Source organism: Streptomyces sp. UG1 (assembly GCF_049974585.1).
GTDB lineage: Bacteria > Actinomycetota > Actinomycetes > Streptomycetales > Streptomycetaceae > Streptomyces.
Map to the genome: position 1 here is coordinate 45140 of NZ_JBNGGG010000056.1, position 19779 is coordinate 64918.

General features: G+C 70.7%; 26 protein-coding genes. 19 read left to right on the top strand and 7 right to left on the bottom strand.

All coding sequences use genetic code 11. From position 1 onward, the window contains the following. Window positions 1–40 precede the first annotated feature (40 nt). Genes ACP4J3_RS44245 through ACP4J3_RS44255 form a run of 3 tightly spaced genes read left to right on the top strand, consistent with a single transcriptional unit; the run spans window position 41 to window position 2256 of the window. Window positions 41–769 carry an ABC transporter ATP-binding protein gene (locus ACP4J3_RS44245; protein WP_426542782.1) on the top strand — a complete coding sequence of 243 codons (729 nt, stop codon included), beginning with the start codon at window positions 41–43 and terminating at the stop codon, window positions 767–769. Then, complete coding sequence (locus ACP4J3_RS44250) at window positions 766–1854, top strand: ABC transporter permease (RefSeq protein ID WP_426542784.1); 1089 nt, start codon at window positions 766–768, stop codon at window positions 1852–1854. Before ACP4J3_RS44245 ends, ACP4J3_RS44250 begins: the two co-directional genes overlap by 4 nt. A 30-nt stretch (window positions 1855–1884) precedes the next feature. Continuing rightward, window positions 1885–2256: a fibronectin type III domain-containing protein gene (locus ACP4J3_RS44255; protein ID WP_426542786.1), complete on the top strand. Its 372-nt coding sequence runs from the start codon at window positions 1885–1887 to the stop codon at window positions 2254–2256. A 28-nt stretch (window positions 2257–2284) separates the two neighbouring features. Here ACP4J3_RS44255 and ACP4J3_RS44260 read toward each other — a convergent pair whose 3' ends face one another. From ACP4J3_RS44260 to ACP4J3_RS44275, 4 genes are all read right to left on the bottom strand, one after another. Continuing rightward, window positions 2285–3733 (bottom strand): HAMP domain-containing sensor histidine kinase, encoded by a 1449-nt coding sequence (locus ACP4J3_RS44260; RefSeq protein WP_426542788.1) that lies wholly within the window; start codon window positions 3731–3733, stop codon window positions 2285–2287. Next, complete coding sequence (locus ACP4J3_RS44265; RefSeq protein WP_426542790.1) at window positions 3730–4467, bottom strand: response regulator transcription factor; 738 nt, start codon at window positions 4465–4467, stop codon at window positions 3730–3732. Before ACP4J3_RS44265 ends, ACP4J3_RS44260 begins: the two co-directional genes overlap by 4 nt. Window positions 4468–4551: 84 nt before the next feature. Next, the gene (locus ACP4J3_RS44270) at window positions 4552–4740 is read right to left on the bottom strand and encodes a hypothetical protein (RefSeq protein WP_426542792.1); all 189 of its coding nucleotides are present in this window, start codon (window positions 4738–4740) and stop codon (window positions 4552–4554) included. 11 nt (window positions 4741–4751) lie between these two features. Then, window positions 4752–5753, bottom strand: a complete 1002-nt coding sequence (locus tag ACP4J3_RS44275) for a S1C family serine protease (RefSeq protein WP_426542794.1) — start codon at window positions 5751–5753, stop codon at window positions 4752–4754. Between the two features lie 214 nt (window positions 5754–5967). Between ACP4J3_RS44275 and ACP4J3_RS44280 the strand changes: the two genes are divergently transcribed. Beyond that, window positions 5968–6732, top strand: coding sequence for a DUF899 family protein (locus ACP4J3_RS44280; RefSeq protein ID WP_426542796.1), 765 nt, complete (start codon window positions 5968–5970; stop codon window positions 6730–6732). Between the two features lie 29 nt (window positions 6733–6761). Here the strand turns inward: ACP4J3_RS44280 and ACP4J3_RS44285 are convergent, their stop codons facing one another. Together ACP4J3_RS44285 and ACP4J3_RS44290 are read right to left on the bottom strand one after the other, a co-directional pair. Next, on the bottom strand, window positions 6762–7784 hold the full coding sequence (locus ACP4J3_RS44285) for a LacI family DNA-binding transcriptional regulator (RefSeq protein WP_426542798.1): 1023 nt from the start codon (window positions 7782–7784) through the stop codon (window positions 6762–6764). A gap of 138 nt (window positions 7785–7922) precedes the next feature. Next, on the bottom strand, window positions 7923–8702 hold the full coding sequence (locus ACP4J3_RS44290; RefSeq protein ID WP_426542800.1) for a winged helix-turn-helix transcriptional regulator: 780 nt from the start codon (window positions 8700–8702) through the stop codon (window positions 7923–7925). A 180-nt stretch (window positions 8703–8882) separates the two neighbouring features. Between ACP4J3_RS44290 and ACP4J3_RS44295 the strand changes: the two genes are divergently transcribed. The 9 genes from ACP4J3_RS44295 to ACP4J3_RS44335 all read left to right on the top strand — a co-directional run bounded on the left by ACP4J3_RS44295 (window position 8883) and on the right by ACP4J3_RS44335 (window position 14614). Further along, window positions 8883–9770, top strand: a complete 888-nt coding sequence (locus ACP4J3_RS44295; RefSeq protein ID WP_426542802.1) for an alpha/beta hydrolase — start codon at window positions 8883–8885, stop codon at window positions 9768–9770. Between the two features lie 41 nt (window positions 9771–9811). After that, window positions 9812–10066 (top strand): MoaD/ThiS family protein, encoded by a 255-nt coding sequence (locus ACP4J3_RS44300; RefSeq protein ID WP_426542804.1) that lies wholly within the window; start codon window positions 9812–9814, stop codon window positions 10064–10066. A 1-nt stretch (window position 10067) separates the two neighbouring features. Next, the gene (locus tag ACP4J3_RS44305; protein ID WP_426542806.1) at window positions 10068–11252 is read left to right on the top strand and encodes a hypothetical protein; all 1185 of its coding nucleotides are present in this window, start codon (window positions 10068–10070) and stop codon (window positions 11250–11252) included. A gap of 264 nt (window positions 11253–11516) precedes the next feature. Continuing rightward, entirely contained in the window at window positions 11517–12254 is a 738-nt protein-coding gene (locus ACP4J3_RS44310) for a DUF2993 domain-containing protein (protein ID WP_426542808.1), read from the top strand. 207 nt (window positions 12255–12461) lie between these two features. Then, window positions 12462–12542 carry an Ms5788A family Cys-rich leader peptide gene (locus tag ACP4J3_RS44315; protein ID WP_350751515.1) on the top strand — a complete coding sequence of 27 codons (81 nt, stop codon included), beginning with the start codon at window positions 12462–12464 and terminating at the stop codon, window positions 12540–12542. Window positions 12543–12668: 126 nt separating this feature from the next. Further along, window positions 12669–13508 (top strand): sulfurtransferase, encoded by an 840-nt coding sequence (locus ACP4J3_RS44320; protein ID WP_426542810.1) that lies wholly within the window; start codon window positions 12669–12671, stop codon window positions 13506–13508. 63 nt (window positions 13509–13571) lie between these two features. Beyond that, window positions 13572–13859 (top strand): DUF1416 domain-containing protein, encoded by a 288-nt coding sequence (locus ACP4J3_RS44325; protein WP_031121416.1) that lies wholly within the window; start codon window positions 13572–13574, stop codon window positions 13857–13859. 97 nt (window positions 13860–13956) lie between these two features. Then, window positions 13957–14217 (top strand): DUF3099 domain-containing protein, encoded by a 261-nt coding sequence (locus ACP4J3_RS44330; protein WP_426542812.1) that lies wholly within the window; start codon window positions 13957–13959, stop codon window positions 14215–14217. A gap of 10 nt (window positions 14218–14227) precedes the next feature. Then, on the top strand, window positions 14228–14614 hold the full coding sequence (locus ACP4J3_RS44335) for a VOC family protein (protein ID WP_426542814.1): 387 nt from the start codon (window positions 14228–14230) through the stop codon (window positions 14612–14614). Here the strand turns inward: ACP4J3_RS44335 and ACP4J3_RS44340 are convergent. Further along, window positions 14608–14970, bottom strand: coding sequence for a DsrE family protein (locus ACP4J3_RS44340; RefSeq protein ID WP_426542816.1), 363 nt, complete (start codon window positions 14968–14970; stop codon window positions 14608–14610). The genes ACP4J3_RS44335 and ACP4J3_RS44340 overlap by 7 nt on opposite strands. 208 nt (window positions 14971–15178) lie before the next feature. On the opposite strand from ACP4J3_RS44340, the gene ACP4J3_RS44345 reads away from it, so the two are divergent. The 6 genes from ACP4J3_RS44345 to ACP4J3_RS44370 all read left to right on the top strand — a co-directional run bounded on the left by ACP4J3_RS44345 (window position 15179) and on the right by ACP4J3_RS44370 (window position 19709). Then, window positions 15179–15847 carry a hypothetical protein gene (locus tag ACP4J3_RS44345; RefSeq protein WP_426542818.1) on the top strand — a complete coding sequence of 223 codons (669 nt, stop codon included), beginning with the start codon at window positions 15179–15181 and terminating at the stop codon, window positions 15845–15847. Then, complete coding sequence (locus tag ACP4J3_RS44350) at window positions 15844–16599, top strand: hypothetical protein (protein ID WP_426542820.1); 756 nt, start codon at window positions 15844–15846, stop codon at window positions 16597–16599. Before ACP4J3_RS44345 ends, ACP4J3_RS44350 begins: the two co-directional genes overlap by 4 nt. Beyond that, on the top strand, window positions 16596–17471 hold the full coding sequence (locus ACP4J3_RS44355) for a hypothetical protein (RefSeq protein WP_426542822.1): 876 nt from the start codon (window positions 16596–16598) through the stop codon (window positions 17469–17471). Before ACP4J3_RS44350 ends, ACP4J3_RS44355 begins: the two co-directional genes overlap by 4 nt. A gap of 217 nt (window positions 17472–17688) precedes the next feature. Beyond that, window positions 17689–18264, top strand: coding sequence for an FABP family protein (locus ACP4J3_RS44360; RefSeq protein ID WP_426542824.1), 576 nt, complete (start codon window positions 17689–17691; stop codon window positions 18262–18264). 16 nt (window positions 18265–18280) lie between these two features. Beyond that, the gene (locus ACP4J3_RS44365) at window positions 18281–18733 is read left to right on the top strand and encodes a Fur family transcriptional regulator (protein ID WP_426542826.1); all 453 of its coding nucleotides are present in this window, start codon (window positions 18281–18283) and stop codon (window positions 18731–18733) included. A gap of 10 nt (window positions 18734–18743) precedes the next feature. Further along, window positions 18744–19709, top strand: a complete 966-nt coding sequence (locus ACP4J3_RS44370; RefSeq protein WP_426542828.1) for a YgfZ/GcvT domain-containing protein — start codon at window positions 18744–18746, stop codon at window positions 19707–19709. The last annotated feature ends 70 nt before the right edge of the window (window positions 19710–19779 follow it).

Below are 19779 nucleotides of genomic sequence, written 5' to 3' on the forward strand. Positions count from 1 at the left end.
GGTCGCCGGAGCCGATCATTCCGGGATAGCGTCGATCGTCATGGCCACCGATGCGATCACAGTCGAAGGGCTGCGCAAGCGGTACGGGGATGTACAGGCCGTCGACGGGGTCTCGTTCGAGGTCAGGCGCGGCGAGTTCTACGGCATTCTCGGACCGAACGGCGCGGGCAAGACCACCACCCTGGAGATCGTCGAGGGGCTGCGTGAGCCCGACGAGGGCACCGCAACCGTGCTCGGCGAGCCGTCCTGGCCGCGCAACAAGGCCCTGTTGCCCCGGATCGGCGTCCAACTCCAGGCCTCCGCCTTCTTCGAGAAGCTCACCGCACGGGAGCAGATCCACACCTTCGCCTCGCTCTACGGCGTCCCGGGGGCGAACGCCGACGCGATGCTGGAGAAGGTCGGCCTGACGGAGAAGGCCGGCGTCCGCGACGACAAGCTCTCCGGCGGCCAGGCGCAACGGCTCTCCATCGCCTGCGCGCTCGTCCACGACCCGGAGCTGGTCTTCCTCGACGAGCCGACCACGGGCCTCGACCCGCAGGCGCGCCGGAACCTGTGGGACCTCCTGCGCGACATCAACGCCGAGGGCCGCACCGTCGTCCTGACCACTCACTACATGGACGAGGCCGAGACGCTGTGCGACCGGGTGGCGGTGATGGACCACGGCAGGGTGCTGCGCGTCGGCCCGCCCGGCGACTTGATAGGCGAGCTGGGGGTGGACTCCCTCGAGGACGTCTTCCTCCAGCTCACCGGACGGGAGTACCGCGAGTGAGGACAAGGAACCAGTCCTTCCGCAGTCTCACCAAGGCGATGACGCTGGGCCTGCTGCGCGACCGGACAGCGGTCTTCTTCATGCTGATCTTCCCCTTGATGTTCCTGGTGTTGCTCGGCACCCTCCTCAAGGACGCCGGCGTCTCCGAGTCGAAGGTGATCCAGGTCGGCGATGTCGCCGTGCTGGACGAGATGCCCGACAAGGAACGCGCACGGCTCCGTGACGTGCTGCGGATCGAGAAGACGGACGGATCGGCGGCGGCCCGCGCGGACGCGCTGGAGAAGGTCCGCAAGGGCGACGCCGACGCCGCGGTCACCCAGACCGGGGGAGAGGTCGAACTGCGCTTCTCGGCGGCCGACCTGGTACGGGCGGGCAACGTACAGGGCATCCTGGGGTCGATCGTCGAGCGGGCCAACCAGGCCGCGACCGGTCAGCCGCCCGCCTACACGCTGACGTCCGGGCAGGTCGAGGACGAGTCGACCAAGCCGATCCAGTTCCTCACCCCCGGCCTGCTCGGCTGGGCGGTCGCGATGGGCGCGGTGTTCGGCACCGCGCTCAACCTCGTCAACTGGCGCAAGAAACGCATCCTGCGCCGACTGTGGCTGGCGCCCGTCAGCGCCGGCTCGGTGATCGGGGCCCGTATCGGCGTGAATCTGAGCCTGGCCCTCGCACAGACCGCGATCTTCCTCGGCGTGGCCACCCTGCCCTACTTCGGTCTGCGCCTGACCGGCCACTGGTGGCTGACCTTCCCGCTGATCCTGAGCGGCACGCTGGCCTTCATGTCCATCGGGCTGGTCGTCGGCGCCTGGGCCAAGTCCGAGGAGGCCGCCAACGGGATGGCCCAGATCATCATCCTCCCGATGGCCTTCCTCTCCGGCTCCTTCTTCCCGCTCGACGCCGCACCGCAGTGGCTTCGTACGGTGTCGCAGTTCCTGCCGCTGAAGCATCTCGGCGAGGCGATGCAGGACGTACTGTCCCGAGGCGAGGGCTGGTCCGCGGCCCTGCCCGTCATGGGCGGCCTGCTCGCCTTCGCCGCCGTACTGACGCTGATCGCCACTCGCCTGTTCCGCTGGGACGAGGCGTGACCCGCCGCCAAGCTGCCTGGAAATGAGCGGATGAGCCGCGTGGGTGCGGTGGGTGCCGGACTGGTGCTGGCCCTCGGGCCGGTGGCCGCACCGGCGATGGCCGTGCAGACGGCGGAGGCGGCCGCGCCCGCACCGACCGGTCTCGCCTACTCCTACGACGAGGCCGGCGAGACCGTGACCGTGACGTGGGACCCCAGGGATTCGGCGGACAGCGTCACCCGTAACTATCGGGTCGGCCTTTGCGGCACGCCGCCCGGGCCGTGCTTCGTCTCCGACGAGGTCATCTCGGGCAACTCCCTTTCCTTCCACCTGGCCCCCGGCAGAACCGTGTACTTCAAGGTCTTCGCGGAAAACGCCAGTCACCAGCTCACGGGCTCCGAGGCGCTGACCATCACCACCTGAGCACCGAGGGCCAGGTGGGCCGAACCGGTTAAGGCACCTCCGGCGGAGGAGTAGCCGCCCCCGGCAGCCGTACGGTCGCCACCGTGCCGCCGCCCTCCGCGTGGGACAGGGTGACCTGGCCGCCGGCCTGCTCGACGGTGCGGGCGACGATGGAAAGGCCGAGGCCGGAGCCCGGCAACGCGCGTGCGCTCGGCGAACGCCAGAAGCGGTCGAAGACGTGCGGGAGTTCGTCGGCGGGGATGCCGGGGCCGTGGTCGCGGACCGTGAGGACGCCTTCGTGCAGGGCGACCTCGATCGTGCCGCCCTCGGGGCTGAACTTCACCGCGTTGTCGAGGATGTTGACCATCGCCCGCTCCAGCGCCGTCGGCTCCGCGCGGACGTACCAGGGCTGGAGGTCCGCCGTGATCGTCAGTTCCGGGCCACGGAGGCGGGCGCGGCGCAGGGCCGCCTCGACCGTGTCCTCCAGGGAGATCACCTGGACGCGTTCGCCGCGCTGGCCCTCCGAGCGGGACAGTTCCTGCAAGTCGCCGATCAAGGCCGCCAGTTCGGTCATCTGCGCCTTCACCGAGGCGAGGAGTGCCTTGCGGTCCGCCTCCGGGATGGGGCGGCCGGTCTCCTCGCTGCGGGTGAGGAGTTCGATGTTGGTGCGGAGGGAGGTGAGGGGGGTGCGCAGTTCGTGGCCGGCGTCCGCGATGAGCTGTTGCTGGAGCTCGCGGGAGCTGGCCAGGGCGGAGGTCATGGAGTTGAAGGAGCGGGACAGCCGGGCCACCTCGTCCTCGCTCTCGTCCTCCACGGGGATGCGGACCGTCAAGTCCTCGGTGCGGGCCACGTGTTCGACTGCCTCGGTGAGCTTGTCGACGGGGCGGAGTCCCGTGCGGGCCACCGCGAGGCCGGCGGCTCCGGCGCCGATCACTCCGATGCCGGAGACGAGGAGGAGGATCAGGGCCAGCTCGTTGAGGGTGGACTGGGTGTTCTTCAGGGGGGTGGCGATCATCAGGGCGGAGTTGCCGGGCGGGTTGTCGCCCTCGGCGATGCCCAGCGACAGGCGCACGGTCATCACGCGCACGGCGGCGCCGTCGGTGGTGGTGCCATTGCGGGTGCGGACCTCGTTGATGTCCCCGCTCTCGACCAGGTCCTTGTCGGCCTGGGTGACCTTGACCGCGCCCGCGGAGCCGCCGATGACGCAGTACTTCCCGCTCGCAACAACCACCTGGAGGTAGTTGTTGCGGTAGAAGGGGCTGGTGGTCGGCTGCGGGGTCTGGGTGCAGTCCCGCACCGCGTCCACCACATCCGTGTACTGGGGCTTCCCGGCCGCCCTGCTCAGGTCCTTGTCCAACTGCTCGTACAGCTTCCCCTGCACGATGAACCAGCACGTCACCGAAACCGCCGCCACCGCGAACGCCACCGCCGCCGCCACCAGCAACGCCAGCCGCGACCGGATCGGCAGTGCGCGGAACCGGCGTAGGAGCCTGGTCACTCCGCCCCACCCTGCCGCAGCACATACCCCACGCCCCGCACCGTGTGCACGAGCCGCGGCTCGCCGCCCGCTTCGGTCTTGCGGCGCAGGTACATGACGTACACGTCCAGGGAGTTGGAGCTCGGCTCGAAGTCGAAGCCCCACACCGCCTTCAGGATCTGCTCCCTGGTCAGCACCTGGCGCGGATGCGCCATGAACATCTCCAGCAGCGTGAACTCCGTACGCGTCAGCTCCACCGGCCGCCCACCCCGCGTGACCTCCCGCGTCGCGAGGTCCATGCGCAGGTCGGCGAAGGAGAGCGCCTCGTCCTCCTCCGCCGCGCCCGCACCGGCCGCCGCCGCGTACGAGCTGCGCCGCAGCAGCGCGCGGACCCGGGCGAACAGCTCGTCCAGTTCGAAGGGTTTCACCAGGTAGTCGTCGGCGCCCGCGTCCAGTCCCGTCACCCGGTCGCCGACCGTGTCGCGGGCGGTGAGCATGAGGATCGGCGTCGTGTCGCCCGCGCCGCGGATACGGCGGGCGGCGGTCAGGCCGTCCATGCGGGGCATCTGGATGTCCAGGATCACCAGGTCGGGCCGGTAGGCGGTCGCCTTCTCCAGGGCGTCGGCGCCGTCGACCGCGACCTCGGTGTCGTACCCCTCGAAGGCGAGGCTGCGCTGAAGTGCTTCACGCACGGCCGGCTCGTCGTCGACGATCAGGATGCGCTGGGGGTCACGGTCGCCATCGGCGGGGCTCATGGGTTCGGGATCCTCGGGTGCGGTGGGAAGGGGGCCGGACGGGGAGGGCTGAGCGGGCTCGAACGCTCTCAGCCTCGCACGTTCTCAGCCTCGTACGGTACGGCGGCGGCCGCGGGCCGCGGCGGCCCGGCGACCGGCGCGCGGGCGGGCGGTGGCCAGCTCCGGCGCCCGGGACGGGGCCGTCGGCGCGTGCAGGGTGCCGGCGACCTCCAGGGCCAGGGTGACGTCGGAGGCGCCGATGCCGACGGCAGTGTGCTCGACCTTCGTGATCACGTCGTACTCCTTCAGTTCTGCTCGCCCGACCGCAGCTTCGCCAGGTCGGACTTGACGGTGTTGATCGGGATCGCGAAGCCGAGGCCCACGCTGCCAGCGTCGGACGAGCTCGAGCCGGCGGCCGAGTACATCGCCGAGTTGATGCCGATGATGTTGCCGTTCATGTCGATCAGCGCGCCGCCGGAGTTGCCGGGGTTCAGGGAGGCGTCGGTCTGGATCGCCTTGTACGTCGTCGTGGACGACCCGGTGTCGCCGTTGAACTGCTGACCGCCGAACTCGAACGGCCATCCGCCCCCCGGCTGCTGTTGCTGCCGGCCCTCGTCCGTCGAGACGGTGACGTCACGGTCGAGCGCGGACACGATGCCGCTGGTGACCGTGCCGGTCAGGCCCTCGGGGGAGCCGATCGCCACGACCTCGTCGCCGACCTGCACGCCGTCGGAGTCGCCGAGGGTGGCCGCCGTCAGCCCAGAGGCGTTCTGGAGCTTGATCAGCGCGAGGTCCTTGCCGCTGTCGGTGCCGACGACGTCGGCGGTGTACGTCTTGCCGTCGCTGGTCGTGACCTTGACCTGGGAGGCGCCGGAGACGACGTGGTTGTTGGTGATGATCTCGCCGTCGCTGGTGATGATCACGCCGGAGCCGGTGGAGGAACCGGCGTTGGACTGGGCGTTGATCTCGACGATGCTCGGGCTGACCGCCTTGGCGACCCCGGAGACCGTGCCCTTCTGGCTGGAGGGGACGACGTTGGTGCTGGTGGAGCTGGTCGCGGCGACGGTGTCGTCGCCGGTCAGCTCCTGGATGCCGTACGCCGTGCCGCCGCCGACCGCCGCGGCGACGATCGCCACCGCGGCGAGGAGCGCGACGGGGCCTCGGGGCCGCTTGGCCCTGCGCGGCTGCGCGATGGGCTCGTGCGCCGGCGGGGGCGGCCACTCGGGGTTGACGGGCGAGGAAGCGTGCTGCTGGGCGCCCTGGTACGGGTCCTGGTGATCGCCGCTGCGGCGGAAGCTCTCGGTCATGGAAATGAGCTTGTCGTCCGTCCATGAGAGCTTCCTGAGTGCTGACTGAGAAGCCCGGCAGAAGGTCGTATGCCCGATGTAAGGACGGTTCTGGCGGCACGCCCGGCCTTCTCAGAAAGGCTTCATGAAGCGGCCCGCCGATGAGTGCCGATGAGTTCCGGCAGCGTCGCGAGTCTCCTCTGAGACAGCCACACCGGACAGCACGGAGGACCCCATGACGACCACCCCGCCGCCCGGCCGCCCGCCCGTCGTCGACCTCGCCACCTGGCAGGCCGCCCGCGACGAGCTGCTGGTCCGCGAGAAGGCGCACACCCGCGAGGGCGACGCCATCGCCGCGGCCCGCCGCCGGCTGCCGATGGTGGAGTTCGACGGGACGGTCGAGGTCGTCGGACCCGACGGCCCGGTGCCGTTCCTCGACCTGTTCCAGGGCCGCGACGAGCTCGTGGTCTACAAGCACATGTGGTACGACGGCGCGCCGCACCAGGGACAGTGCGAGGGCTGCACCACCACCGCCTGGCACCTGAAGGACGCCGTCTACCTCAACGCCCGCGGAGTGTCCTTCGCCGTCCTGACCACGGGCCGCTGGGAGGAGGTGGCCGCCTACGTCGAGTTCATGGGCTACACCCAGCCCTGGTACTCGGTGCGCGGCGTGGACGGCCCGGCCGGCGGCGACATGGGCTACCTCACCTGCTACCTGCGCGACGGCGACCGCGTCTTCCTCACCTACGCCACGACGGGCCGCGGCAACGAGCGGGTCAACGGATCCCTCGGCCTGCTCGACATGACGCCCCACGGCCGCGGCGAGGCCTGGGAGGACAACCCCGAGGGCCGGCCCAAGGGCGGCAGCCCCTGCTGGTCCTGGCGCACGGACGCGGACGGCAACGCGACCTGGGGCCCGACCAGCCGCCCGGTACCCCAGTGGACCCGCCCCGGCGCGACGCCCGTGCAGACCCTCGGCCGACACGGCCACCACCACTGACCGAGCGCCAGGAAGCTACGCGACCACGCCTACGCGCACCCGCACGACCGCCGCGCCACCAGCCGCGACGGAAACACCTTCAACCGCTCCCGCCGCGACCCGGCGACCCGCAGCCCGTCGTCGAGCACCAGGTCCACCGCGGCCCGGGCCATGGCCGAGCGGTCGGAGGCGATCGTCGTCAGCGGCGGATCCGCCAGCGCCGCCTCCTTGATGTCGTCGAACCCGGCGACGGCCAGCTCCGTCGGCACATCGATCCGCAGTTCGCGGGCCGCCCGCAGCACGCCGATGGCCTGGTCGTCGGTGGAGCAGAAGATCGCGGGCGGCCGGTTCGGGCCGGAGAGGATGTCGAGCGCGACGTGGTACGCGTCGTAGCGGTTGTACGGCGCCTCGAACAGCCGCCCCTCGGTCGGGATCCCGGCCTCGGCCATCGCGCGCCGCCAGCCCTCGACGTGGTCGGAGACCGGGTCGCCGACCGTCGGGGTCTCCGCGATGCCGCCCACACAGGCGACGTACTCGTAGCCGTGCTCCAGGAGGTGGCGTACGACGAGCTGGGCGCCCCCCAGGTCGTCCGTCACGACGGCGACGTCGTCTATGGCCTCCGGCCGCTCGTGCAGCAGCACCACCCGGGCGTCCCAGGCCTCGATCTCGGCGGCGGCCAGGTCGTTCAGCGCGTGCGAGACGAGGATGAGCCCCGAGACGCGCATCCCGAGGAACGCCCGCAGATAGTGGACCTCGCGCTCGCCGACGTAGTCGGAGTTGCCGACGAGAACCATCTTGCCGCGCTCGGCGGCGGCCCACTCGACCGCGTGCGCCATCTCCCCGAAGAAGGGCTGGCGCGCGTCCGGGACGATCAGGCCTATGAGATCCGTGCGCCGGGACGCCATCGCCTGGGCGACCCGGTCGGGGCGGTAGCCCAGTTCCTTGATCGCGGCGAGAACACGCTCGCGCGTGGCCGGGGCGACCGGCCGGGGTCCGTTGTTGATGACGTAACTGACGACTGCAGTGGATGTCCCTGCCAGTCGCGCGACGTCATCGCGAGTCACCTTGGCCACGCGCGGAGTCTACGCGGATGGACCCACTCTGGGCAGGGCGTGAAGGAGCTTCCCTGTGCTCCGGCTGTCGCTTCGCTGTGCGAAAGCAACGGCGGCGGCGCCCCGCGCGGGCGCCCGCCGTGCCTTTCTGCGCGTCTTCTATGCCTCGGCCCGGACCTCGGCGCCCTCCGGGGCGGTCACCTCGTCCGTATCCTCCGGCTTTGCCTGGCCGGACTTGGCCTTCGCCTCGTCGGCGGACCGGTCCGCCTTCTCCGGCGTAACGAATCGATAACCGACGTTCCGGACGGTCCCGATCAGCGACTCGTGCTCGGGTCCCAACTTCGCACGCAGCCGCCGTACGTGCACGTCGACCGTTCGGGTGCCGCCGAAGTAGTCGTAGCCCCAGACCTCCTGCAACAACTGCGCGCGCGTGAAGACGCGGCCCGGGTGCTGCGCGAGGTACTTGAGGAGCTCGAACTCCTTGAAGGTGAGGTCGAGGACCCGCCCCTTGAGCTTGGCGGAGTAGGTCGCCTCGTCGACCGACAGGTCGCCGTTGCGGATCTCCATGGGGGAGTCGTCGTTGACGATCTGCTGGCGGCCCATGGCGAGCCGCAGTCGCGCCTCGACCTCGGCCGGGCCCGCGGTGTCCAGCAGCACGTCGTCGATGCCCCAGTCGGCGGTGACGGCGGCGAGGCCGCCCTCGGTCACGACGAGGACGAGCGGGCAGCCGGGTCCGGTCGACCGCAGAAGCTGACACAGGCTGCGCACCTGGGGCAGATCGCGCCGGCCGTCGATGAGGATGACATCGGCGCCCGGGGTGTCGACGAGGGCCGGTCCCTCCGCCGGAGCCACGCGCACGTTGTGCAGCAGCAGGCCGAGAGCCGGGAGCACCTCCGTCGACGGCTGGAGGGCATTGGTCAGGAGCAGCAGCGAACTCATACGTCTGGTTCCTCCTCGGTCCCTGCGAGGACGTGGGCGGTACGTCATCTGCTCTGCGATCCCGGGGCCCGTACACCCGCGGTCACCTGGAGTTTCCCGCTTCGTATACAACGCTTCCGAAAGCACAAAAGGACCCGGGGGCTACGCTGCCCGAGTCCTCTGTCCAGCAGAATAGCCGACATGGGCGCTGGTACGGCAGGTCATGTGGCACGATCGACGGTTCGTCCGAACTCTGAGACGACCAGACGTACACCTTTGCGGACGATTCTGACCACCGACGACGGGGTGGCGATCGATTCCGTATACGACCCGGGTGCGGTCGTATACGACGCCTCCCGTCCATCCGCCGGTGACCTGGCGTTCGTGGTCGCCCACGGCTTCACCGGCGACGTGGACAAGCCGCATGTGCGGCGCGTGGCGGACGCCCTCACCCGGCACGGCGCCGTCGTCACCTTCTCCTTCCGCGGGCACGGGGCGTCGGGCGGACGGTCGACGGTCGGGGACCGTGAGGTGCTCGATCTGGCCGCCGCGGTGCGCTGGGCCCGCGAACTCGGCCACGCGCGCGTGGCGACCGTCGGCTTCTCCATGGGCGGCTCGGTGGTGTTGCGGCACGCGGCGGTCTACGGCGCGCGGGGCGTGGGCGGCGAGGAGGTCGGGGGCCGCGGGCGCGACGGGGCGCACACGGACGCGGTGGTGTCGGTCAGCGCTCCCGCGCGCTGGTACTACCGGGGCACGCCCCGGATGCGCCGGCTGCACTGGCTGGTGACCCGGCCCGAGGGGCGCCTGGTGGGCCGCTACGGGTTCCGTACCCGGATCCAGCACCGCGGCTGGGACCCGGTGCCGATGTCCCCCGCCGAGGCGGCCGCGCACATCGCGCCGACCCCGCTGCTGATCGTGCACGGCGAGCTGGACGGCTACTTCCCCCTCGACCACCCCCGCATGCTGGCCGCCGCGGCCGGTGACCACGGCGAACTCTGGCTGGAGCCCGGCATGGGACACGCCGAGCACGCGGCCGCCGACGAGCTGCTGGCCAGGATCGGGGACTGGGCGGCCGGCCGGGCGGGCTAGCCTGGTCGATGCTCACCGCCGTCAACCGATTGAGGAACCAGATGGCAAAGGTCACGGTGCGCTACTGGGCCGCCGCGAAGGCCGCCGCCGGGATCGCCGAGGAGCCGTACGACGCGGCCACGCTCGCCGAGGCGCTCGACGCGGTGCGTGCGCGACACCCCGGGGAACTGACGCGCGTACTGCGGCGATGCTCGTTCCTCGTCGACGGTGACCCCGTGGGCACCCGCGAACATGAGACGGTACGGCTGGCCGACGGCGGCACGGTCGAGGTGCTCCCGCCGTTCGCAGGAGGGTGAGATGACCAACCAGCCGTATGGGCACGAAGGGTACGAGGGGTACGACCCCTACCAGCGGCAGGCGCCGCAGGGGTGGCCCGCGCAGCAGCAGGCGTACGACGATCCGCAGGCCGCGCAGCAGTGGCAGGGGCAGACCTGGGAGACCCAGGTGCAGCGGCCGTCGGCTCCGGCGGAGGAGACGGCGTATCTGCCGCCGCAGGGGGGTGGGGCGTACGCCGGGTACCAGGGAACATCGGGGTACCAGGCTGACGGCTGGAACGGCCAGGCCCAGCAGCATCCGCAGGCCCAGGCGCAGGCTCCAGCGCATGCCCAGGCTCACGCTCACGCTCAGTTCCAGGCCCAGCCCTCCCGCGTGCGGGCGCCCGAGTCCGACGTGGAGGACCAGTCGGGTGACGGGCCCGCCTACGGTCCCGCGACCGTCGCCGGGAACTCCCGGATCACGGACGCCCAGCGGGCGCGGCTGGAGGGCCGTTCCCCGATCATCGAGCCGGGAATGCAGCCGGCCGGGCTCACGGCGCTGCTCGGGCTGCTGCTCGCGGTGGCGGCGGCGATCGGGTCGTACGCCCTGCTCGTACCGCTGGTGGCCCTGCAGGCCGTGACGGCGGCGGGCTGGTTCCGGCTGAACGGCATGTGGCCGGCCCGGCAGGGCATCGCGCTGGCGTTCGCGGGGGCGGTGACGGCGGACGTGGCGCTGCTCGTGGCCGACCGCGCGCCGGCGGCGATCCTCGGCACGCTGGGGGTGTGGGTGCTGCTGGCGCTGGTGCTTCAGCTCCGGTCGCATGCCGATCCGGATGAGCGGATGTACGGCCTGATGGCGGCCGTTGCCTCGGCGGCGCTGGCGATCGTCGCGGCGGGGTATCTCGCGGCGGAGGCGGATGCGGTGACCGTCGGGGCGGTGGCGGTCGCCGTCGCGGTCGTGGTGCGGGCGTTGCCGTTGCCGACGGTGGCGTCCGTGGTGGTGGCGTTGCTCGCGGGTGTGGGTGCGGGTGCCGTGGTCGGGGCGGTCACCGGGGTCGGGTCGAGTGGGGCCCTGCTCGGTGCGGGGGCGGCGGTGTGTGCGCTGATCGGGCACCGGGTGGCGAGCTACGACTATCCGTCGAGGTTCGTCCACTTCACGGCGGGCGTGGCACTGCCGCTGGCCGCGGCGGCGCCGGTGGTCTATGTGCTGGGGCGGGCGCTGGTGTGAGGTGGAAGGGGCTCCGCCCCTTCGACCCCGCTGGGGCTGGCGCCCCAGACTCCGCTCCGGCCCTTAAGGGGCCTTGTCCTCAAACGCCGGACGGGCTGGAGGGTGTCGACCGGCCCGTCACAGATGGTGTCGACGGGCCTGTCACAGATGATCGACAATCCCCCGGTCCGCCCCCGCCCCGGGGTTACCCTCGCGCTGGAGGGCCACCCGGTCGTCCATGACCGCCGTCGTTGCTGACCGCTCAGGTGGGGGGAACACCACAACATGCGCGCCCTGCGGATACTGCTCATCATCGTCGTGATCCTGGGGGGCCTCTTCGTGCTGGCCGACCGGGTCGCCGTCGGGTTCGCCGAGGACGAGGCCGCCGGGAAGCTGCAGGCGAGTGAGAACCTCGCCGCCGCCCCGGACGTGTCCATCAAGGGCTTCCCGTTCCTCACCCAGGTCGCGAGCGGCTCGCTGGACGACGTCGAGGTCGGCATCAAGGACTACGAGGCCGCCACCGGCATCGAAGGCAAGACGATCCGGATCGACGACCTCACGGCGAACATGAAGGGCGTCGAGTTCTCCGGCGACTACAGCTCCGCCACCGCGGCCACCGCCACCGGCACCGCGTCCATCACCTACGCCGAGCTGCTGAAGACCGCCAAGTCCGAGCCCACCCAGATCGCCCCCGGCGTCACCGCCGCCGTCGTCGGCCTCTCCGACGGCGGCAACGGCAAGATCAAGGTCGCCGTGGAGGCGACCGTCCTCGGCACCAGGCTGCCCAACCCGGTCTCCGTCCTCAGCACGGTGACCGTCCAGGGCGACACCGTGCGGGTGCACGCCGACGACCTGCCCGACTTCGGCGGGGTCGACATCGCCGAGAACCGCGCCCGCGCGATCACCGACTTCGAGCAGAAGATCGACGGCCTGCCCGGCGGCATCAAGCTCGACCAGGTCCGGGCGGCGAAGGACGGCGTCGAGATCACGGTGAAGGGTTCGAACGTCCGCCTCGCCGGGTAGTACAGCGGTTACGTCCAATTGGCGAGACAGTGTCGTCCGTACCTTAGATGTGACCGCCGATACATCCGCCCGGAAGCCGTGTCGCAGCAGACCCGGCAGTGCTCGGCGGTCTCCTGTAGCCCTCCCCTTCCCGCATCCCGGACAATCTCGTCTCACTATGCGACACACCGGTGACATGCCCGCCTGTCCGTCCCTACGATCGACGTCATGAAGCGACAGGCGGATCTCACGAAGCGGCGGGCAGTAGACCTCTGCCGCGTTGCCGCCATGCTCTGTCGCCCCTTCTGAGCGGAAGCTCCGACTTTCGCGTTTCCCCCCGCCCTGACCAGGGCACAGGTGCGCCGTCTCGGCATGAGCGCCCGCACCCCTCGCACTCGCACGCCCCGCCGCAACTGCCCCGGAGGAGAGAAGAGCATGAGCCGCAGCGACGTCCTCGTCGACGCCGACTGGGTCCAGGAGAACCTGGACGACCCCAACATCGCGATCGTGGAGGTGGACGAAGACACGTCCGCCTACGAGAAGAACCACATCAAGAACGCGATCCGCATCGACTGGACCAAGGACCTGCAGGACCCGGTCCGCCGCGACTTCATCGACCAGGAGGGCTTCGAGAAGCTCCTGTCGGCGAAGGGCATCGCCAACGACACCCTGGTGATCCTCTACGGCGGCAACAACAACTGGTTCGCCTCCTACGCCTACTGGTACTTCAAGCTCTACGGCCACGAGAACGTCAAGCTCCTCGACGGCGGCCGCAAGAAGTGGGAGCTGGACGCGCGCGAGCTGGTCGAAGAGGTGCCCGAGCGCCCGGCGACCGACTACAAGGCCAAGCCGCAGGACAAGTCCATCCGCGCCTTCCGTGACGACGTCGTCGCCGCGATCGGCTCGCAGAACCTGGTCGACGTCCGCTCGCCCGACGAGTTCAGCGGCAAGCTGCTCGCCCCGGCCCACCTGCCGCAGGAGCAGTCGCAGCGCCCGGGCCACGTCCCGACCGCCCGCAACATCCCGTGGTCCAAGAACGCCAACGACGACGGCACCTTCAAGTCGGACGAGGAGCTCAAGGAGCTCTACGCCGAGGAGCAGGTCGACCTGGCGAAGGACACCATCGCCTACTGCCGTATCGGTGAGCGCTCCGCGCTGACCTGGTTCGTGCTGCACGAGCTGCTCGGTGTCGAGAACGTCAAGAACTACGACGGCTCCTGGACCGAGTACGGCAGCCTCGTCGGCGTCCCGATCGAGCTCGGCGCCAACAAGTAACCCACCCTCGCAAGCAAACCCGACCGGCCTTCCTTCCGGTCAGACCCCAATCTGGAGAAAGACATGTGTGGAGCGAAGGCCGGCGGCCCCGACGCCTCGACGATCAAGCCCGGTGAGACCACGATCCAGGGCCAGGTGACCAAGGACGGCGAGCCGGTGGTCGGTTACGTCCGACTGCTGGACTCGACCGGGGAGTTCACCGCGGAGGTCCCCACCTCCGCCACGGGCCAGTTCCGCTTCTACGCGGCCGAGGGCACCTGGACCGTGCGCGCCCTGGTCCCCGGCGCCACCGCCGACCGCACGGTCGTCGCCCAGAAGGGCGGCCTGGCGGAGGTCGCGATCGCCGTCTGACGGCCGCCGCGAGAGCCTGAAGGGCCGCACCCCACGGGTTGGACTCCCGGGGTGCGGCCCTTCGGCATGTCGGCATGTACGGGCCTACTCTGGACCTATGTACGCACGTCGGCGTCACATCTACTTCGCCATGATGGGGACGTGCCTCACGCTCTTCGTCCTGGCCTGGGGCGTCGTACGCCTCTGGTCGGTTCCGGCGGCCGTCGCCATGTGCCTGGTAGCCATGGTCATCCCGCCGCTCGCCGCGATGGTCGCCAACCGGCGGGGGCCGGAGGACCGCTGGTGGGACGACCCGTCCGGGGACCCGCAGTCCGACGAGTGGTGGGACGAACTGGACGGCAAGAAGCGGCGGCAGTAAGAAGGCGTGCATGCCGACCGCGAAGCTGTCGACCGTGACGTTGGACGCGCGTGACGCGCACGAGCTCGCCGGGTTCTATCTGCGCCTGCTCGGGTACTGCGTGCGCGCCGGGGAGCCGAACTGGGTGCTCATCGGCCCACCACCCGGCACCGAGGGCCTGTCCCTCGCCTTCGAGACCGAACCCGAGTACGTCCCGCCCGTCTGGCCCACGCGCAAGCCCGGCGACCAGCAGATGATGATGCACCTGGACGTCGAGGTCGACGACCTGGAGGGCGAGACCGAGCGGGCCGTGCGGGAAGGGGCGCGGCTCGCCGGCCACCAGCCCCAGGACGATATACGGGTGCTGTTCGACCCGTCCGGGCACCCCTTCTGCCTCTGGGCGGACGAGTCTCAGTAGACGAGCGCCTGCGTCTCGTCCGCGAGCGCCTCCTGCACGAACACCTGCGCCCCCGCGATCCGTACGCCCTCGATGACGTCCTTCTCCGTGATGTCCCGGCGGGCCGCGCACTGGGTGCACAGGGTGAGACGGCCGGCGGCCAGGACCGAGTCGATCAGGTCCGGCAGCGGCGCCGCGTGCGGCAGCTCGAACTCGGCGGCCCGGCCCGGCAGCGCGAACCAGGAGGACTCGCCGGTCAGCCATACGGAGACCTCGACACCGCTGGCCACGGCGACCGCCGCCACCGTGAACGCCTGTGAGCAGCGCTCGGGGGCATCGGCCCCCGCCGTCACCTTGATCACCAGCTTCTTCGCCATGGCCGAATCGTAATCAACCCCCTTACAACTCCGGGCATCACCCGTGGGTCTCCTGTGCGCGACGCATACGGAGTGCGTTCTTCACGTTCTGTGGGGGGACGTCTTGGAAGTACCCGGAGATCTGGAAGAAACGAGAGAGGCAGGAGAGGCAGCAGGGGCCGGACAGGCAAGCACCCGGCGGCGCGGGCGTACGACGCTGCTGATCGCCGTGGCCGCCGTGCTCGGGGTGGTCGCCGGGACCTGTGCCGGTTACCTCGTACAGGCCGACCGCGAGCCCACGAAGCTGCCCCCGCTCTCACAGCCGACGCTGGCGCAGGCCAAGGGCGAGGCGCCCGAGCCGCTGCCGGCCGCTCAGGACCGCCGGGTGCGGACCGAGGGCGACCTGCGCAAGCTGCTGCTGAAGAAGCCGCGCGGGGCGAAGAACGCCGAATGGCTGGAGGGCCTGGACGGCTGGATGGACATGGCCGACTACGCCGACACCTACGAGGAGCCGGACCAGGCCTTCGGCGACCTCGTCGGCGCCGAGTTCCGCCGCGTGGCCGTCACCGGCTGGTCCGTCGGCAACTCGTACAGCGTGGAGATCCGGCTGGTCCAGTACCGGCAGGAGGAGGCGGTCGCCGCCGCCGACGCGGTCGCGAGCCAGCGGTACGGGGCGGAGTCCGACGACGTGAGGAGCTGGCCGATCCCCGGCACGGGGGACGGCATGGCCTACGTCCACAAGGAGCCCACCACCGAACCGGGCTACCTGCCGCTGTACAGCGCGGAGGCGCATGCCTCGCGGGGTGACATCGCCCTGCAGATCTGGCTCACCGGTTCCAAGCCGTTCAAGAAGAAGACCGTCATGGACCTGGCCGAGCGGCAGATGGAGCGGCTGTGAGCGACAACCAGAAGCCCCTCCGCAAGGGCCGTATCGCCGCGGTGGCCGGGGCCGTGCTGCTCGTGGGGGCCCTCGTCGCGGGTGTCGGGTACACCGTCGTGACCGTGCGGGACGCCGATCGGGACGCCGGTGCCCCGGTGTGGAAGCTCCCGGCCGCCGGCAAGGCCGATGACACCAAGGCGGCGCAGGCCTCCGGGCTGGCCGGGATGCTCGTGCCGTACGACACCGACGGCTGGGTCCGCGGGCCGGACCTCGGCGAGTTCGGCTCGGACGTGTCGCTCAGCGGCGCCCAGGCCGCCGCGCTGCAGCGGGAGTCGCTGAGCGATCTGCCCAGGTCGCAGCGGCGGAAGCTGGAGAAGCAGTTCGACAAGCTGCGGGTGGAGGGCATGGCCATGCGCAGCTATCTCGGCGCGGCCGGTGACAGCGACGAGGCCGTCGCCCTGTCCATCGTGCTGAGCCGGTTGGGCAGCCGGGCGGCGGTCCGGAACATGGCGACGTTCCAGAGCGAGTTCCTCGAGGCTCTGGACGTCCTCCGCAAGGGCCCCGAGATCAAGGGCCACGACAACGCCAAGTGCTTCCTGCCGCCCAAGGACGCCGACACCGAGCTGGACACCATGTTCTGCTCCGCCTACGTCGGAGACGTGCTGGTCACCGCCACCGCGGACGGCGTGAAGCCCCTCGACACCAAGGAGGTCGCGGTGCTGCTGCGCACCCAGCTCGACCGCATCGCCGAGCCGGGAGAAGCGGTATGACCGACATCACCGACGGGGCCGGCATGACCGAGCAGCCGCCGCCCGTGATTCCCGCCATGCCCGCGGCACCGCCCCTCATACCGCCGCCCCCGGCCGAGCCCCCGGCGCCGAAGGACCGCCGCATCCTGCGCGCCGCCCTGCGCTGGACGGCTGCCGTCGTCGTCTTCGCGGCGGTCGGGGCGGGCACGGCGTACGGGATCACGGAGATGGAGCGGACGGACGTACCGGGACTGGCGACCGAGTCGGACGGGCGCTGGGAGTACCCGACGCTGACGAAGCCGCCGCTGCCCTCCGGCAGCCCGGGGCCGCTCGCCGAGGCCAACACCGCCGGCACCCACCACGCCGACCTGCGCGCCCTGGTGCTGCCCGCGCCCGAGGGCGCCGAGGAGGACACGGCGCTGCGCGGCGAGGACGGCTGGCTGGAGACCGGGGACTTCCTCGCTCAGTACCCGGACAAGGAGGAGCGCGAGGAGCTGCGGCAGCGGCTCGTCGACAGCGGGCTGCGCCATGTCGCCGCCCGCGGCTGGACCACCGAGGACGGCACCCACACCCGCGTCTACCTGCTGCACTTCGGCACCGCGGCGGTCGTGGACGACCTGGTCGGCGCCCTCGCCTCGTACAACGCCCCGAACCACACCGTGCGCGGCGTCGAGGCCTTCACCCTCGACGAGGACTTCGCCGAGGCACCCCAGCTCGACGGCACCACGAGGCTGGCCTACGTCGAGGCCGCGCCGACCGGTGCCGAGCAGGTCCGGCAGGCGTACGTGTCCGCCGGTGACGTCCTGGCGATGATCGTCCAGTCCAGGAAGGGCACCGCGCACGCCGTCCCCTTCCAGCAGACGGTGATGCTGCAGACCCAGCTCCTCGGCTGACCTCACAGGGAGGGCCGGTCCCCGGCCGCGTAAGCTGGGGCCCGGCCCTGTGTACGTACCGCACAACCTCCGCTCAATCGAGGAGCACCCCGTGGAGATCTTCTTCGAAGCCCTGCTCGTTCTGGTCTGCGTCGGCGTCCTCGCCTTCGCCGGGCTCGCCGTGAAGAAGCTGTACCAGGGCCAGCGCTGACCGACCACTTCCAGGAAACCTCTCCTCATGATCGAGATCCCGTCCGACCTCCACAAGGACCTCGTCCCGCTCGCCTTCCTGCTCGGCAACTGGGCGGGCGCGGGCGTGCACGACTTCCCCGGCTCCGAGAAGTGCAACTTCGGGCAGGAGGTCACCTTCACCCATGACGGCCGGGACTTCCTGGAGTACCAGTCCCACACCTGGGTGCTGGACAGCGACGGGAACAAGGTCCGTCCCCTGGAGTCCGAGCACGGCTTCTGGCGCATCGACGCCGACCGCAAGGTCGAGGTCACGATGGTCCGCGACGACGGTGTCGTCGAGGTCTGGTACGGCGAGATGGCCGACAAGAAGCCGCAGATCGACCTGGTGACGGACGCGGTGGCGCGGACGGCGGCCTCGGGGCCGTACAGCGGCGGCAAGCGGCTGTACGGCTACGTCAAGAGCGACCTGATGTGGGTCGGCGAGAAGCAGACGCCGGACGTCGAGCTGCGGCCGTACATGTCCGCCCACCTGAAGAAGGTCGTCACCCCGGAGGAGGTCGAGCGCTGGGCCAAGGCCCTGCCCGACGACATGCCGGACGACGGCATCGCCTTCTTCAAGTAGGCCTAGACTCGTCGGTGTGGTGAGCACCGACTGGAAGAGCGACCTCAGGCAGCGTGGCTACCGGCTGACGCCGCAGCGGCAACTCGTGCTCGAAGCCGTGGACACCCTTGAGCACGCGACCCCCGACGACATCCTCGTGGAAGTGCGCAAGACGGCGTCGGGGGTCAACATCTCCACCGTGTACCGGACCCTGGAGCTCCTCGAGGAGCTCGGGCTGGTCAGCCACGCGCACCTGGGTCACGGTGCGCCGACGTACCACCTGGCGGACCGCCATCACCACATCCACCTGGTCTGCCGGGACTGCACCAACGTGATCGAGGCGGATGTGTCGGTGGCCGCCGAGTTCACCGCCAAGCTCCGCCGTGACTTCGGCTTCGACACGGACATGAAGCACTTCGCGATCTTCGGCCGCTGCACGGACTGTGCGCTCAAGGGCGCGAACGGCAAGAGTTCAACTACCGAGTCGTAGGCTTGTGCCCATGAAGAGCCCCCTGCTGACCCTGCCCGGCGCCGTGCCCGCCGAGGGCGTGGACGAAGGCGTCGCCGCCCACTACGGCGATCTGTTCCGCGAGCAGCGCGCCCTCGCCGACGGCGCCGGTTTCGTCGACCTCTCGCACCGCGGAGTCATCACCGTCTCCGGCGACGACCGGCTGAGCTGGCTGCATCTGCTGCTCACCCAGCACGTCAGCGAGCTGCCCACGGGCGAGGCCACCGAGGCGCTGATCCTCTCCGCCCACGGGCACATCGAGCACGCGCTGTATCTGGTCGACGACGGTGCGACGGTCTGGGCCCATGTCGAGCCCGGCACCCAGGAGGCGCTGCTCGGCTACCTGGAGTCGATGAAGTTCTTCTACCGGGTCGAAGTCGCCGACCGGACGGCCGAGTTCGCGGTCGTGCACCTGCCCGCGGGTTCGATCGCGGAGGTGCCGGAGGGCGTCGTCGTACGCGAGACGGCGTACGGCCGTGATCTGTTCCTCCCGCGCGCGGACCTGGAGTCGTACGCCGAGAAGGCCGGCCCGCCGGCCGGGATCCTCGCCCACGAGGCGCTGCGCGTCGAGCAGCACCGCCCGCGCCTCGGCTTCGAGACGGACCACCGCACGATCCCGCACGAACTGGGCTGGATCGGCACCGCGGTGCACCTGCAGAAGGGCTGCTACCGCGGCCAGGAGACGGTCGCCCGCGTCCAGAACTTGGGCAAGCCCCCGCGCCGCTTGGTCTTCCTCCACCTCGACGGCAGCGAGGTCCATCTGCCCGCGCGCGGTACGGAGATCCGGGTGGCCGACGAGGGCCCCGACGGCCGCAAGATCGGTTTCATCACGACGTCCGTACGCCACCATGAGCTGGGCCCGGTCGCGCTCGCGCTGGTGAAGCGGAACGTGCCGGTGGACGCGCGGTTGGTGGCGGACACGACGGCCGCGGCGCAGGAGGTCGTCGTAGCGCCCTAGTTGTACTGACCCGTGAGGTTGGGGACGCGGCTGGCGGGTGGTTGCCCTTTCAGCGCGGTGTGTCCGCGGT